Origin of the sequence: Mycobacterium sp. ITM-2016-00316, assembly GCF_002968335.2 — a bacterium.
In the GTDB taxonomy this organism is placed as follows: domain Bacteria; phylum Actinomycetota; class Actinomycetes; order Mycobacteriales; family Mycobacteriaceae; genus Mycobacterium.
In genome coordinates, this window is record NZ_CP134398.1 from 3,023,979 (window position 1) to 3,037,313 (window position 13,335).

Consider the following 13,335-nt stretch of genomic DNA (forward strand, 5'->3'; position numbering starts at 1 on the left):
ACCAGCGGAACGGCTGGAACTCATCGCCGCCGGACCGAGTGCGCAATGACACGCGCCGCGCGCACAGGAGAGGCGAGCGTGAACCCTGAGTCCATGCCCTGCAGGACCCGGAGAAACGCCTCGGTGAGCCCCGCGTCGTCGGAGGCCGCGGCCATGTAGGCCGACGTGTAGGCGTTGAACGCCCGCTGCGGCCACATCGTCCATCCGGTTGTCGGTGTGACGGCAAAGTCGTTGAGCCGGTTTGCGTGCCATATCGGGGCAATCTGGCGGGCGGCCTTGCGAAAGTAGGCTCTGCTCAGATCGGGAGCACCGTTGTCGGCGAGGGCCTTTCGCAGTGCGCGGGCTTGCTGCGCCGCAGAGGTCATGCCCTGCCCGTAGACCGGGTTGAAACTGCACACCGCGTCACCCATGACCAGAAGTCCGATGGGAAAGGATGTCAGCTTGTCGTAGCGCCGCCACACGCTGGCCGGGTACCGACGGTGGTGAAGTTCGCCGATTGGCTCCGCCGCCCTGAGCACCGAGCTGATATGCCGTGGCAGGAGCCGGGCCGCGCCCTCGAGGACGGAAGGCAGATCGGCGGGGAGTCGCTGTCCTCCGATACCGATCAGCGTGAAGATCACGGTGCCATTCTCGTTCGCGAGCATTCCGGCGCCGGTGGGACGTTGCAGGGTCGGGCTGATGACGGCGGCCTTTTCGTGGAGCACTCCGTCGGGGACGCGAAAAAGCTGGCTGGCGTAGCTGAGTTGCACGCGGTAGGTCTGTTCGACCGGCCGACCGTACCCGTGAGCTTCCAGGAATGCCGGTGTCCGGGCCGATCGGCCCGATGCGTCGACGACGACATCGGCCGGCACCTCGAACGCACGCGTTGTGCAGCGGCTACCGACCTTTACCCCTGTCACCGTGTGCCCATTCAGCGTCGGTTCGATCACGTCATGACCGTCCAGGAACGTCACGTTCGACAGCGAGCGAACCCGCTCACGGACAACGGATTCCAGCAGCGGTCTGCTTGCCAGGACGACCCTTATGGCTTCGGGATCAGACACGGTCCCGTGCCTGCACAAAACGCGCCCGTTGATGTCGAGATAAGCCTGCGACAGGTCGCGGGAATCGAGAACCGGCGCGCCCTGTGACCGCAGTTCCTCGCTGACGCCCGGCAGGAGATCCTCGAGCGCTCTGAGACCAGAGCTGAGAAACATGTGGAGGTGCAGGCCTTGTTGCACCCCAGGCCGTTGTGAGACCCCATCGGGAAGCGTGTCGCGCTCGATCACCGTCACCGCGTCGCACGCTTCTGCCATCACCAGAGCAGCCAACAGGCCGCTCATGCTTGCCCCGCACACCACCGCTGACTGCGTCGACATCGCGTTCCTCCCCCGCCCCGAAACTCTACGGCGGGGATCCGTGCTTAACCCGCATTGAAAGCGGGTAACACATCGGGGTCGTTCCCGCAGAGCAGTGTTCGCACTGTTCGGCAGCCGCACTAGCAGAATCGAGTCACATATGACCGTCGTTCAGATTGTCCGCCGTCTCCCCCTCGCTGCCGCAGTGGCGGGCGCAGTGCTGGCGGGCGGGCTCACCGCCTGCAGTTCCGACAGCGGAACCTCGACAGAGACCTCGACAACAGAGTCGACGATGACGACCACTCCCTCTACCGGTGCGGCCACCACCACGCTTGCGCCGTCGTCCTCCGCGCCGGCCCCGGCCCCGGCTCCGGGTGCCGACGCCGGGCCCGGCGGCGCGACGGCCACTGCACCCGGCGCCAGCGCAGGGGCAGGCCCCGGCGGAGCCACCGCGGGCGTTCCCGGAGCGGGCGCGGAAGCCGGTCCCGGCGGCGCATCTGCCGGTGTTCCAGGAGCGGGTGCGGGCGCCGGTCCCGACGGTGCCGGCGCGTGCGTCGGGTCGGTGTGCGTCGGCACGCCCTAAATAGTCATATCGAAAGGGGCGGGATCCTCGGATCCCGCCCCTTTCGATATGCGGTAGCTCAGTTCAGATCAAAACGGTCGTTGTGCATGACCTTGACCCACGCGGCGACAAAGTCCTCGACGAACTTGCCCTTGTTGTCATCCTGCGCATAGACCTCGGCCAGCGCGCGCAGCACCGAATTCGAGCCGAAGACCAGATCATTGGCCGTGGCCGTCCACTTCACCTCGCCGGTGCCGCGGTCGTACCCGGTGTAGACGTTCTCGGCTGACTCCGACCCCTTCCAATCCGTGCCCATATCAAGCAGATTGACGAAGAAATCATTCGTCAGCGCACCGGGCCGGTCGGTGAACACGCCGTGCTTGGTGCCACCGTGGTTGGCGCCGATGGCACGCAGTCCGCCCACCAGCACCGTCAACTCGGGTGCCGTGAGGTCCAGGAAGTACGCCTTGTCGACCAGAAGCTGCTCCAGCGCTGCCTTCTCGCCTGGTCGCACATAGTTGCGGAAACCGTCCGCTCGCGTTTCCAGCACCGCGAACGACTCCACGTCGGTGTCCTGCTGGCTGGCATCGGTGCGCCCGGGTACAAAGTGCACTGTGACGTCGAAACCGCCGTCCTTGGCGGCCTTCTCGATCGCAGCCGACCCGGCAAGCACGATCAGATCGGCCAGCGAGACCTTCTTACCTCCGGCGGCGGAACCGTTGAAGTCCTGCTGGATCTTCTCCAGCGCCGGTAGCACCTTGTCCAGTTCCGAAGGCTCGTTGGCTTCCCAGCTACGCTGCGGTTCCAGACGGATCCGGGCGCCGTTGGCTCCACCGCGCTTGTCGGTGCCACGGAAGCTGGATGCCGATGCCCACGCCGTTTTCACCAATTGCGGGACCGACAGCCCGGATTCGAGGACCTTGCTCTTCAGCGCCGCGATATCGGCATCGTCGATGAGCGGGTGGTCGACCGCCGGTACCGGATCCTGCCAGAGCTGTGGCTCGGCCACCCACGGGCCGAGGTAGCGGCTCACCGGTCCCATATCGCGATGCAGCAGCTTGTACCAGGCCTTGGCGAACGCCGCGTTCATCTCTTCCGGGTGATCGAGCCAGCGGCGGGTGATCCGCCCGTAAATCGGGTCGACCCGCATCGACACGTCGGTCACCAGCATGGTCGGTTTCCGGGGTGGTCCGCCGAACGGATCCGGGATGGTGGCCGCTGCCTCCTTGGCTTCGAACTGCCATGCCCCGCCCGGGCTCTTGGTCAGCTCCCATTCGTTGCCGTAGAGGATCTCCAGATATCCGTTGCTCCACTGCGTCGGCGTACCGGTCCACACCACCTCCAGGCCGCTGGTGATGGTGTCCCCGGCGTTGCCGGTGCCGAACGGGCACTTCCAGCCCAGACCCTGTTGCTCGATCGGCGCTCCTTCGGGCTCGGGACCCACATCGTCGGCGCTGGCGCCGTGCGTCTTGCCGAGCGTGTGACCACCGACGATGAGCGCTGCCGTCTCCTCGTCGTTCATCGCCATCCGACCGAAGGTCTCACGGATATCGTGGGCAGCGGCCAGCGGATCCGGCTTCCCCTCGGGCCCTTCAGGATTGACGTAAATCAGCCCCATGGTGGTGGCGCCGAACGGCTCAGCCAGCTCGCGCTTGTCACTGTCGTTGGTGCCGCCGTAGCGCTTGTCGGTGCCCAACCAGGTGTCCTCCTGGCCGTACAGGATCTCCTCAGGTTCCCAGATGTCTTCGCGACCGAAAGCGAAACCGAACGTTTCGAAGCCCGCCGACTCGAGGGCGACGTTGCCTGCGTAGACGATCAGGTCCGCCCACGACAGCTTGTTGCCGTACTTGCGTTTGATCGGCCACAGCAGCCGCCGCGCCTTGTCGAGGTTCGCGTTGTCGGGCCAGCTGTTCAGCGGGGCGAAGCGCTGCGCGCCCTGGCCGCCGCCGCCTCGCCCGTCGTGGATCCGGTAGGTACCGGCGGCGTGCCAGCTCATCCGGATGAACAGACCGGCGTAGCTGCCGTAGTCCGCAGGCCACCAGTCCTGCGACGAGGTCATCAGCGCAAGCATGTCGGCCTTGAGCGCCTCGACGTCGAGTTTCTTGAACTCTTCGCTGTACGTGAAGCCTTCACCCAGCGGGTTTCCCTTGGCCGGCTGGCGGTGCAGCACTGACACATCGACCTGCTCCGGCCACCAGTCCTTGTTGGTCAGCGGGGCATGCGACTTGGGGTGCGGTGAGTCGATGGCCGGGTTCTCGGATTCGCTCCCGCTGTCTGTCTTGGTGTCGGAGTGTGGGGGCCGGGCATCGGAGGTGTCGGTCATCTTCTCGCCTTTCGTCGGTTTCATGCGGGCTGCACAATGGTCGGATCAGGAGTCGGATCAGTCAGGTGGTCCGCGCTCTCACACAGTCGGGGCACAGACCCCAGTAGATGACCTCGGCCTCGTCGATATCGAAACCCAGGTCGTCGGAAGCGGTCAGGCACGGCGCCTCGCCAACGGCGCAGTCGACATCGGCGATGACGCCGCAGGACCGGCACACCACATGGTGGTGGTTGTCGCCGACGCGGGATTCATAGCGAGCGGTGGCTCCGGCGGGCTGGATGCGACGAGCCAGGCCGACCGCTGTGAGAGCGTTCAGGATGTCGTACACGGTCTGGCGGGAGATGTCCGGGAGTTGCCGTCGTGCGGCGGTGAAGATCGTGTCGGTATCGGCGTGTGCATTCATCTCGACGGCGTCCATCACGACCAGCCGGGGCCGGGTCACACGGAGTCCGGCCGCCCGCAGTAACGAAGTGGAGCCTGGGACATCAGCCATCTTCTCGAGTGTGGCCCGTCTTCTGGACACTATCAAGTTTTTCTCCAGATTCGTTGCGCCGCATCATGTAGTGCCAGCGTGTCAATGCAAAGAACGAACGCAGAAAGCCGGACGGCGAGCCATTGCACACGGCTCGCCGCCCCGCTGTTCTTTCCTCAGTGAATTTGCGGATCCGGCGGATTGTCCGCGGCACGACCCGTTGCGGCATCACGGATGTGATCCATGGTTGCCGTTGCCATTCCCATCGTCTTCAGCACCGTCGAATTTGGTGGTGTGTCCGGGTGCGGCCGGGTCGGCGCGACCTTCTTCGCCCGTTCCAGCTTCTCACCCAGCTTGACCAGTTCCTCTTCTGCCACGGCGGCCTGGAACCGGGGCCACACGATGTCCTGTTCGAAAGCGATGTGGTCGCGGCCCAGCTTGACGAACTGTTTCAGTGCCTCTTGGTATTCGGGCTCCCCCGGCTCGCTGTCCTCCAGCTGTTGCAACAGCTGCTTGCCGGCCTGCTCCTGCTCGACCGCCTTGTCGGCAAGCTCATCACCCTCTTCGAGCGCGTCGCGGACGGCGGGCCAGAAGTACTGCTCTTCGATCGCCTCGTGCTGGGATTCCGCGATCACCAGATTGGTGACCATGGTGCGAAGACCACTGGCCGCCGCGCCGTTTCCCTCGGGTGCGCCGTCGAGCACCTCGAGCATGCCGAGCACGCTCTTGTGATCCTGACGGAGAAAGGTCAATGCATCCATCTCTCACTCCTCTGCGGATAGATCCTGGTCACGTTGTGGCGGTGTGGTGCTCGTGCGTGAACGGTTTATCGGCGTCGACCCCGGGCTGACCGTCGGGATTCTTCTCCGCACCGGTGTTATTGCGCAGCGATGTTCCCAGCCACTGCTCTTCGGGCTTTTCGACGTAGTCCCATTCGACACCGTCGGGCCACGGCCCCTGTCCCTCATTCCACGGACCGCGCACCGATCCGTCACCGTTGCTCATGTTGAAGGCGACGTTCTGAAAACGCGGGTCCCCCGGCAACTGACCCGGCGGGAAATTGACCGGCAGTTCGTTGAGCGCTGCGGTGAACTGTTGGTAGTGGGCGACTTCGCGGGTCATCAAGAAGGTCAACGTGTCCTGGACCCCGGGATCGTCGGTGAACTGCTTGAGGTACTCGTAGACGACCTTCGCCCGCGACTCCGCGGCCAGATTGTTGCGCAGATCAACGGTGGGGTCGCCATTGGCATCGATGAACGCACCCGTCCAGTTGTTGCCCGCCGAGTCCTTGACGTCGGGGCCTCCACCACTGAGCACCAGGAACATCGGGTTTACGGCGACTTGGTGAATGGCCTGCTCCTTGCCGGTCTTACTGGCCACTGCGGGCATCCAGTCGCACCGTTGATGGGCGATCTTGAGATCGTCGTTGAGCCCGTCGAGCAGCATCGTGATGGTGGTACCCACGATTTCGAGGTGGCTGAGTTCCTCGGTGGCGATATCCATGAACAGGTCGTACATCTTGGGGTTCTTCTCCCGGAGTACGAAGGCCTGGGTGAAATACTGCAGCGCAGCGGTGAGTTCACCATTGGCGCCGCCGAACTGCTCCATCAGCAACGACGCAAATCGTGGATCGGGCTCGCTGACCCGCACTTCGAATTGAAGATCTTTGTTGTGAGTGAACACGGTGCCTCCCGACAGGTTCAATGTGACACAGGTATTGCGTGCAAAAACACCGGCGACCCGCTGGGCTGTAGGTTGCGGTAGTTCCGGTTTACCCCCGCCCGACCGGGCCAAACGCCTCAAATCGCGACCCGTTCACTGGCCCGTCAATTATGCTGTGGAACAACATCATTCATAGGACCAGTCGCTTTTCGGCCAGGCGCTTCGCCTGACCCCACTGTCGCGCGAGCATCCGCTGTAGCGTGACGGCGGTGCGGTCATGGCATGGTGGGCGACTCAGCGATCGACAGGCCGCCCTGCTGGAGCGTTGGTTGCCGGGAGCGCAGGTCCGCACAGGGGCGAATGTTCGGCCGTGCATGAGGCCATCGGAACCGCAGTGTGGGCTCACCAGGTCGGTGGCGAACCGTTCGAGCAGCAGGGCCACCGGATGATCGCCGAGGCCCTCAAGCTGTTCGGAGGAAACGCCTTTGGTCAGCGCAATGAGCTGAGATTCTGCACCGAGTTCCGAACGTCGGAGGTGATCATCTTGGCGACCAGTGATCCGACGGGTCCGCCGAGCAACCCCCCGGAAAGTCCGGCCACCAGGTGAAAGGTGGAGCCCGATCGGTCGTCGACCACGGTCATGGTCAGCGAGATCTGTACTCCTCCGCGGCCACGGCCCTGCAGCCGGATCTGTCGCGGTTCGTCGTATTCGGTGACTTGCCAATGGATCGTGTTCCGAAAGCCCTTGACCTTGATCAACGACGACACTTGGGTGCCCTCCTCGATCGCCGCGGGCGGCGGGCTACGCCAACCGGCGAAGATGGTCAGCCACTCGTCGAACCGCTGCAGGTCGGAGGCCAACTTCCAGGCCTGATTCGGCGCCAGATCCGACGACACCGACACATCGACTTTCGCCATTTCTCCTCAGCGCTTCCTGTTGTACGGAAATCCCTTCAGCCACCCATACCCACAACCGCCGATCGGACCACACCGAGTGTCGGATGCGCCGATGACATCGGTCACAGATCGGCGCCGGTCGCCGCCAGTCCATCCAGCAACAGTCCTGCGGTGTAGTCGAGTGCCGCCTTGGGATCTGCGGACGCGTCCGCCGCCGCTGACGCGGCTGTTCCCACCCGCGCGGCCAACGGGAATTCGCGCCCACGCATGGCGGTGGCCAACGCCGGCCCCACCTGCTGCCACCACTGATTGTCGTCGCGGTCACTGTCCGCACGGGCCCGTTCGAGCCCGACCTGGTTGCGCGCCATGGCCGACGCGAGCCCGAGCAACCCGGTCAGCGCGTGGTCCATCTGGACATCGGTGAGCCCGACACCGTCGAAAACAGCCAGTTCAGCCTCGTACTTCGCGGTCATTCCCGGGCCGGGCACCAGTCGGTCGGCGGGAATCTCCAACGTCCAGGGCTGGGCGACGGCCACGTCGAAGTTTCGCTCGGCTACGAACAGCGCGGCGGCCCGCCGGTCAGGGCGGGCGGCGGGCAGATCGTCCGCCTCATAGACCGCTGCCGCCCACGCGTCGAGCATCAACTCCAGCAGTTCGGCCTTGCCGGGTATGTGTGAGTACAGATTCATCGGAGCGACCTCGAGTTCGGCGGCCACCCGCCGCATGGTGATCGCGTCGACTCCCTCGCGCCGGGCGACCGCGATTCCGGCACCCACGATCATCCCGAGAGACAGACCTGATCGGCCGGCCGGCCGATCCTGGGACCAGAGCAACTGCGAGAGCCGCACGGGGTCGCTCACGTGTGGCTTGGATCGCGGCATCACACACCCCTCGTACGTTGTTCCGTACACTGTACGGTGTGCGCTGCCCGGAGCGCGCCCCATCCCCCTGGAGTGTCGATGACCCTGACCGACCAGCTCACCGCGTTGCTCGACGCGGGTATTGCGGAGGCCGCCGCGATCAATGCCGACGAGTTACGCGGATACGCGGCTGCGCTGCCCGACGAGCCCGGCGCCGTCATTGCCGTGCACCCCCGGCTCGCGCCGGCGCGGGCACTCGCTCCGCTCCTACGTCATGACGACAAGGCCGGCTTCGTGGTGACCGATCTGACCGATCTCGAGGACTTCGAACCGATCGCCGGCGTCGCGATCCCGGATATGCCGCTGTACCTGGTCCATGACGTCGACCGCGGTGACGACATGCGCAACTGGAGCCCCCAGGAGTCGCTACCGGTGATCGCCGAACGGGAACGCACCCCGTTGACCATCGCCGAAGGGATCAGCTGGCTGTTGCAAGAACCCGAACGCCTTGAAGCAAATCACTGTTTCATGACGATAGCGTCGCGCAAACGTGCCCGACGAGGCCTCGATGCCAGGACACCGGCGATCTGGATCAGCGGCGGAACCGGACGCGACGGTGTCGCGAATCGCGGTGCACCCAAGGTGGGCTGGTGCTGGGCGGGCAATCGACACACCTGGCTGGGTATGGCGTCGGCGTCCCGGCGCAGCCCGCTCTGAGCCCGCCGCGCCCAAAGCTAGCTTGCGTCGCCCGGTGCGACATCTCCCCGGCGCACCCGCACCTGGAAGCTCTTCTCCCCCCAGCCGTCGGAGACCTCGAAGTGCACCCGCTTGGGGCCTCCGAACAACGTTGTCGTCGTCACCGTCCCGGTGGCGCCGGCCGGCACGACCGGAACGTCGATCCCCTCGATCCGTCGACGAGCAGTGACGATGTCACCTTTGCGAAACCCCATGTCGTTCCCCCTCCTGATGCGCCCGGCCCCCGCCGGGCAGTCCCCTGGTTCTCCATGTTGGCGGCAACGCGGCGTGCACGCAATCCAATTTGGCGCCCGCGCGGGCGAACACTCGACGAAAACAGCGGCAGCACAACAACTCAGCACGCACCGGCCACCGGTCGACGCCACCGCGCCGTCGATGACGGGTGCGCCGACCGGGCCTTCTCGCCAAACGAAAGCGCTGCGGCGGTAGCGTGGCGAAGGTGAATTGCTCTCGCGTCTCCTCCTCCATCGCGCTTCTCGCCGGTGCTGCGGCCATCGCCATGACTGTGTCCGCATGCGGCTCCGACACCCAAAGTGCAGCCTCGACCAGCGCCCCCACCACCAACGATGTGTTCGACATCCCGGCCACCGCTGGTGACAACGCACCCATTGCGAGCCCGTGCCCGTCGGCCGCACCGGCAACCCCCGGCGCACCGGAGTGGACGCTTTCTGGCGCCACGGGCAGCGTCGCGGTCACCGGATCCACTGACACCGCCTCGCCGGTCGTGGACGTGCAAGGGCCGTTCAGCGTCACCGAGACACAGGTCCAGACCCTGAAGGCCGGCGACGGGCCGGTGGTTCCGGAAACCGCGACGGTGTCGGTCTGCTACATGGGTGTCAACGGACGCGACGGGTCGGTGTTCGACAGCAGCTACCAGACCGGATCTCCCGTCGACTTCCCGCTCGACGGTGTCATCCCGGGATTCCAGAAGGCCATCGCCGGCCAGAAGGTCGGATCCACCGTGGCGGTCGCGATGACCTCTGCAGACGGCTACGCGGAGGGCCAGCCCGCTGCGGGCATCCAGAAGGGTGACACGCTCATCTTCGCCATCAAGATCCTGGAAGCCTCGAACTAGACGCTCAGCCCGCGTCCAGCCCTCCCCGAGGAGTCCGGGAGGGCGTGGACGCGTGCAGCCGCCACGCGGAACCCCCGTGGAACAAATCGGTTGCGAAGACGTGCCCGCGCGGCGTTGAGTGACACCACATGAACGAGGGGGAGAAAACGCAGTCGGCCGGTGTTGTCAGGCGCGCCGAACACTCGTGGCCGGCGCACGGCCCGCGCTGGGATGCCCTGCGCGCCAACGCGATCGGATCGTTGTGGGGTCGGCCCGCACCCGAACAGTCGGCGCCGCCGGGCCGCTAGCTACCTGGCCCGGCGGGCCAGTTTCGCCGGTTCGAGCACGAAGACCGTCTTGCCCTGCTGACGAATCCAGCCGCGGTTCGCAAACTCCGAGAGCGCCTTGTTGATCGTCTCGCGAGACGAGCCCACCAACTGCGCGAGCTCGAGCTGCGTCAGTTCATGGTCCACCCGCAGCACATCGCCTTCGGTCTTACCGAAACGCTTGGCGAGGTCGAGCAACTGCTTGGCCACCCGCCCGGGCACATCGGTGAAGATCATGTCGCAGAGATCGTCATTGGTGCGTCGCAACCGACGCGCCAGCACCCGCAGGAGTTGCTCGGAGATCTCGGGGCGCTCGGAGATCCAGCCACTCAGCGCCTGCCTCGCCACCGCCGCCACCCGCACCTCGGTCAGCGTGGTCACCGTCGCCGTTCGCGGCCCCGGGTCGAACAGCGCGAGCTCGCCGAACGTCTCCCCCGGCCCCATCACCGCGATCAGGCTCTCGCGTCCGTCCACCGAACGCTTGCCGATCTTGACTTTGCCCTGCACGAGGACATACAACCGGTCGCCGGGCTCTCCCTCGGTGAATACCGTGTGATTGCGTCGGAACGTGATCCACTCCAGCTCGGCTTCGAGCGCCGCCATCGCGTCGGGATCGACATCCTGAAAAATGGCCGTGCGCGCCAGGACCGCGTTCAACGAGTTGCCTTTCCGGACATGGGCTGAAGTAACAGCTGCCTCGCGCCGCCGGAGACGGCATGGCACGCACTACAAAAACCTTACAACCGAGAACAGATTCGTAACTGACGAGCACCGCGCGTGCGCGTGACCCGACAACGTGAGTCTATTCATGATCGACGTGGGCTGTGTCACGCGGTCACTACCATCGTCGGCGAAGGACATTTTGCCGACACCGAGCAGATCCGTCCGTACACCGAGGAGGGCACGACAACGATGCGAGTTCAGTCCCGAGCAGTGGCCGCGCTGCTGGCTACCGCCGCACTGACCGGCGCAGGCACGCTGCTCGGTGGGTCGCCACCCGCCTCCGCTGAACCCTGCACCGACGTGGAGGTCGTCTTCGCCAGGGGCACCACCGAGCGCCCGGGCGCAGGCAGCGTCGGCAACGCCTTTACCGAGGCGCTACGCAGCCAGGTCGGCGACAAGACCGTCGGCCTCTACCCGGTCAGTTATCCGGCGAACCACGACTGGCCCACCTCGGTCATCGGCGTCAACGATGCCGCCAACCGCATCCGCCAACTCGCGGCGGACTGCCCCGACACCAAGGTGGTACTCGGCGGATTCTCCCAGGGCGCCGCCGTCGCCCAGCTCGTCACCGCAGATGCACCGGCGATTCCGCCGAACTCGTTCGCGTTCGGCACCACCACGCCGCTGGCCCCCGATGTCGCCGGCCAGGTCGACGCCGTGGTGTTGTTCGGCAAACCCAATGACCGGTTCCTCTTCCTGATCGGCCAGCCCTACGTGCCCGTCGGCTCGGCATTCGCGGCCAAGACTCTCGACCTGTGCGCCGTCAACGACCCGATCTGCTCGGGCGGACTGGATCCGGTGGCGCACAACCTCTACACCGCCAACGGGATGGTCACCGAGGCCGCCGGCTTCGCCGCCGCGCGGGTGTAGGACCACGCACCGGCCACGCGATGTCAAGGGTTCGCCCATGCGCGGCCACTGCCCAGGCTTGATCTCACCAGCAGATCAGAGAGGCAGGCGGGGCGTGAACGTATATGAGGCAGTGCAGAGTCGGCGGGCACATCGGTCGAAGACGCGCTCACTCCACCTGCCGAACTCATGCTCTTCTGCGGGATGTCGATCGGCTATGAGGATCCCGCCGTCGACTACGTCCGCACCATGCGTGCCCCACTGGCCGAAATGATGACCTTTGTCCGGGATGTCGGCTGAGCCGGTGGTAGTGCTAGCCGGAAGACCAGTAGTGGCGTCTGCGTCAATGTGCGGGTGCGGCGATCGCGGGATGCTGATCACCACATTCAAGATCGCCCCCCGCAGACGAAGGATCGAAATGGCCACCACGATGTCACACACCCCGCGGTCGCACCGCGTCGAATACGCCGCCGCCGCCGTGTTGTTCCTGGCCGCAACCATGGGACCGCTGGCGACCGCCAAGGCGTTCGCCGATCCGGCGGCGCCCTGCCCGGATGTGGAAGTGGTCTTCGCCCGCGGCACGTTCGAAGCCCCGGGTGTCGGTGCGACCGGTCAAGCGTTCGTCGATGCGCTCACCAGCCGGCTGGGGTCCGACAGCGTCGACATCTACGGGGTGAACTACCCGGCGTCCCTGGACTTCCAGGCCGCCACCGCGGGGATCGCCGATGCCAGCAACAGGATCGAGAACATCGCCGCGACGTGCCCGGACACCAAGATCGTCCTGGGCGGCTACTCGCAGGGCGCGGCTGTCGCGGGGTACACCACCTTCGACACGGTGCCGGCCGGGCTCACACTTCCCGACGGCATCGGTCCGATGCCCGCCTCGGTGTCACCGCACGTGGCGGCGGTGGCGCTGTTCGGCACCCCCGACAACTGGTTCCTGAACCTCGTCGACCACGACGCGCCGCCCGTCACGGTGGGCTCGCAGTACGCGGCGAAGACGGTGCAGCTGTGCGCATCGGGAGACCCGGTCTGCTTCCCGGGCGGCCTGGATCGCAGTGCACACAGTTCCTACAAATCCAACGGCATGGCCGAGCAGGCGGCGGACTTCGTGGCCCGCGCCGTCACCGCCGCGCCCGTCTCGGCGCCTGATCCTGGCGGTCAGCTCAGACTCCGCACGTCGGCAACGTCGTACTCGGCCATCGCCGCCGACCGCAATGCCGTGCCTTGCTCGTCGGATGGGCCGCTACCCCGGAACTGTTCGACCGCCGCTTGGGATTCCCAACGTTCGAAGATGTTGATCCGGCCGGATTCCACCAGATCGGCAGCGATGGCGAAGTCCAGGCAGCCCGCCGCCCGACGCGCCGCTGCCACGACGCTGACGCATCCGGCCAGATAGGTCTCCCGCTGCGCCGGGTCGACGGTGATATGTCCTGCCACGATGACCATGCTGTGTGCTCCTCTCGTAGGAAACCGTGCCCCGATATCGACCCGACCGGGCCGCAGAACTCACC

The 13,335-nt window shown here is 65.7% G+C and carries 14 protein-coding genes and 2 pseudogenes; 6 read left to right on the top strand and 10 right to left on the bottom strand.

The features are described 5' to 3' along the window. Positions 1-20: 20 nt before the first annotated feature. On the bottom strand, positions 21-1,322 hold the full coding sequence (locus C6A86_RS14565) for an NAD(P)/FAD-dependent oxidoreductase (RefSeq protein ID WP_105364737.1): 1,302 nt from the start codon (positions 1,320-1,322) through the stop codon (positions 21-23). Positions 1,323-1,629: 307 nt separating this feature from the next. Between C6A86_RS14565 and C6A86_RS14570 the strand changes: the two genes are divergently transcribed. Then, positions 1,630-1,920, top strand: coding sequence for a hypothetical protein (locus C6A86_RS14570; RefSeq protein WP_142407033.1), 291 nt, complete (start codon positions 1,630-1,632; stop codon positions 1,918-1,920). A 58-nt stretch (positions 1,921-1,978) separates the two neighbouring features. Here the strand turns inward: C6A86_RS14570 and katG are convergent, their stop codons facing one another. From katG to C6A86_RS14600, 6 genes are all read right to left on the bottom strand, one after another. Beyond that, positions 1,979-4,222 carry a catalase/peroxidase HPI gene (gene katG / locus C6A86_RS14575; protein ID WP_105364759.1) on the bottom strand — a complete coding sequence of 748 codons (2,244 nt, stop codon included), beginning with the start codon at positions 4,220-4,222 and terminating at the stop codon, positions 1,979-1,981. A gap of 61 nt (positions 4,223-4,283) precedes the next feature. Beyond that, a complete protein-coding gene (locus tag C6A86_RS14580; protein ID WP_105364736.1) occupies positions 4,284-4,715 on the bottom strand; it encodes a Fur family transcriptional regulator in 432 nt (143 codons plus the stop codon). A 155-nt stretch (positions 4,716-4,870) separates the two neighbouring features. Further along, a complete protein-coding gene (locus C6A86_RS14585) occupies positions 4,871-5,455 on the bottom strand; it encodes a hemerythrin domain-containing protein (protein WP_105364735.1) in 585 nt (194 codons plus the stop codon). A 28-nt stretch (positions 5,456-5,483) separates the two neighbouring features. After that, positions 5,484-6,377, bottom strand: a complete 894-nt coding sequence (locus tag C6A86_RS14590) for a manganese catalase family protein (protein ID WP_105364734.1) — start codon at positions 6,375-6,377, stop codon at positions 5,484-5,486. Between the two features lie 468 nt (positions 6,378-6,845). Beyond that, a complete protein-coding gene (locus tag C6A86_RS14595) occupies positions 6,846-7,274 on the bottom strand; it encodes an SRPBCC family protein (RefSeq protein ID WP_105364733.1) in 429 nt (142 codons plus the stop codon). Positions 7,275-7,375: 101 nt separating this feature from the next. Beyond that, positions 7,376-8,113 (bottom strand): TetR/AcrR family transcriptional regulator, encoded by a 738-nt coding sequence (locus C6A86_RS14600; protein ID WP_158263297.1) that lies wholly within the window; start codon positions 8,111-8,113, stop codon positions 7,376-7,378. A gap of 99 nt (positions 8,114-8,212) precedes the next feature. Here C6A86_RS14600 and C6A86_RS14605 point away from each other — a divergent pair, with 99 nt between their 5' ends. After that, positions 8,213-8,830, top strand: a complete 618-nt coding sequence (locus tag C6A86_RS14605; protein ID WP_105364758.1) for a DUF5701 family protein — start codon at positions 8,213-8,215, stop codon at positions 8,828-8,830. A 17-nt stretch (positions 8,831-8,847) separates the two neighbouring features. Here C6A86_RS14605 and C6A86_RS14610 read toward each other — a convergent pair whose 3' ends face one another. After that, positions 8,848-9,063: a hypothetical protein gene (locus C6A86_RS14610; protein ID WP_105364731.1), complete on the bottom strand. Its 216-nt coding sequence runs from the start codon at positions 9,061-9,063 to the stop codon at positions 8,848-8,850. Positions 9,064-9,299: 236 nt separating this feature from the next. Between C6A86_RS14610 and C6A86_RS14615 the strand changes: the two genes are divergently transcribed. Next, positions 9,300-9,944, top strand: coding sequence for an FKBP-type peptidyl-prolyl cis-trans isomerase (locus C6A86_RS14615; protein WP_396833622.1), 645 nt, complete (start codon positions 9,300-9,302; stop codon positions 9,942-9,944). Between the two features lie 287 nt (positions 9,945-10,231). Here C6A86_RS14615 and C6A86_RS14620 read toward each other — a convergent pair whose 3' ends face one another. Beyond that, positions 10,232-10,906: a Crp/Fnr family transcriptional regulator gene (locus tag C6A86_RS14620; RefSeq protein WP_105364730.1), complete on the bottom strand. Its 675-nt coding sequence runs from the start codon at positions 10,904-10,906 to the stop codon at positions 10,232-10,234. 255 nt (positions 10,907-11,161) lie between these two features. Between C6A86_RS14620 and C6A86_RS14625 the strand changes: the two genes are divergently transcribed. The 3 genes and pseudogenes from C6A86_RS14625 to C6A86_RS14635 all read left to right on the top strand — a co-directional run. Then, entirely contained in the window at positions 11,162-11,842 is a 681-nt protein-coding gene (locus C6A86_RS14625) for a cutinase family protein (RefSeq protein WP_105364729.1), read from the top strand. 132 nt (positions 11,843-11,974) lie between these two features. After that, positions 11,975-12,121 (top strand): annotated as a pseudogene (locus C6A86_RS14630) (nitroreductase); the annotation flags it as partial. A gap of 199 nt (positions 12,122-12,320) precedes the next feature. Next, positions 12,321-12,968, top strand: a pseudogene (locus C6A86_RS14635) (cutinase family protein); the annotation flags it as partial. 14 nt (positions 12,969-12,982) lie between these two features. Here C6A86_RS14635 and C6A86_RS14640 read toward each other — a convergent pair. Then, complete coding sequence (locus tag C6A86_RS14640; RefSeq protein WP_105364728.1) at positions 12,983-13,270, bottom strand: putative quinol monooxygenase; 288 nt, start codon at positions 13,268-13,270, stop codon at positions 12,983-12,985. Positions 13,271-13,335 lie beyond the last annotated feature (65 nt).

Excerpts from the sequence above, each read along its gene's own strand:
- C6A86_RS14565 (WP_105364737.1), bottom strand. The coding sequence starts at position 1,322 with ATGAGCGGCCTGTTGGCTGCTCTGGTGATGGCAGAAGCGTGCGACGCG.
- C6A86_RS14570 (WP_142407033.1), top strand. The coding sequence starts at position 1,630 with ATGACGACCACTCCCTCTACCGGTGCGGCCACCACCACGCTTGCGCCG.
- katG (WP_105364759.1), bottom strand. The coding sequence starts at position 4,222 with ATGACCGACACCTCCGATGCCCGGCCCCCACACTCCGACACCAAGACA.
- C6A86_RS14580 (WP_105364736.1), bottom strand. The coding sequence starts at position 4,715 with ATGGCTGATGTCCCAGGCTCCACTTCGTTACTGCGGGCGGCCGGACTC.
- C6A86_RS14585 (WP_105364735.1), bottom strand. The coding sequence starts at position 5,455 with ATGGATGCATTGACCTTTCTCCGTCAGGATCACAAGAGCGTGCTCGGC.
- C6A86_RS14595 (WP_105364733.1), bottom strand. The coding sequence starts at position 7,274 with ATGGCGAAAGTCGATGTGTCGGTGTCGTCGGATCTGGCGCCGAATCAG.
- C6A86_RS14605 (WP_105364758.1), top strand. The coding sequence starts at position 8,213 with ATGACCCTGACCGACCAGCTCACCGCGTTGCTCGACGCGGGTATTGCG.
- C6A86_RS14610 (WP_105364731.1), bottom strand. The coding sequence starts at position 9,063 with ATGGGGTTTCGCAAAGGTGACATCGTCACTGCTCGTCGACGGATCGAG.
- C6A86_RS14625 (WP_105364729.1), top strand. The coding sequence starts at position 11,162 with ATGCGAGTTCAGTCCCGAGCAGTGGCCGCGCTGCTGGCTACCGCCGCA.
- C6A86_RS14640 (WP_105364728.1), bottom strand. The coding sequence starts at position 13,270 with ATGGTCATCGTGGCAGGACATATCACCGTCGACCCGGCGCAGCGGGAG.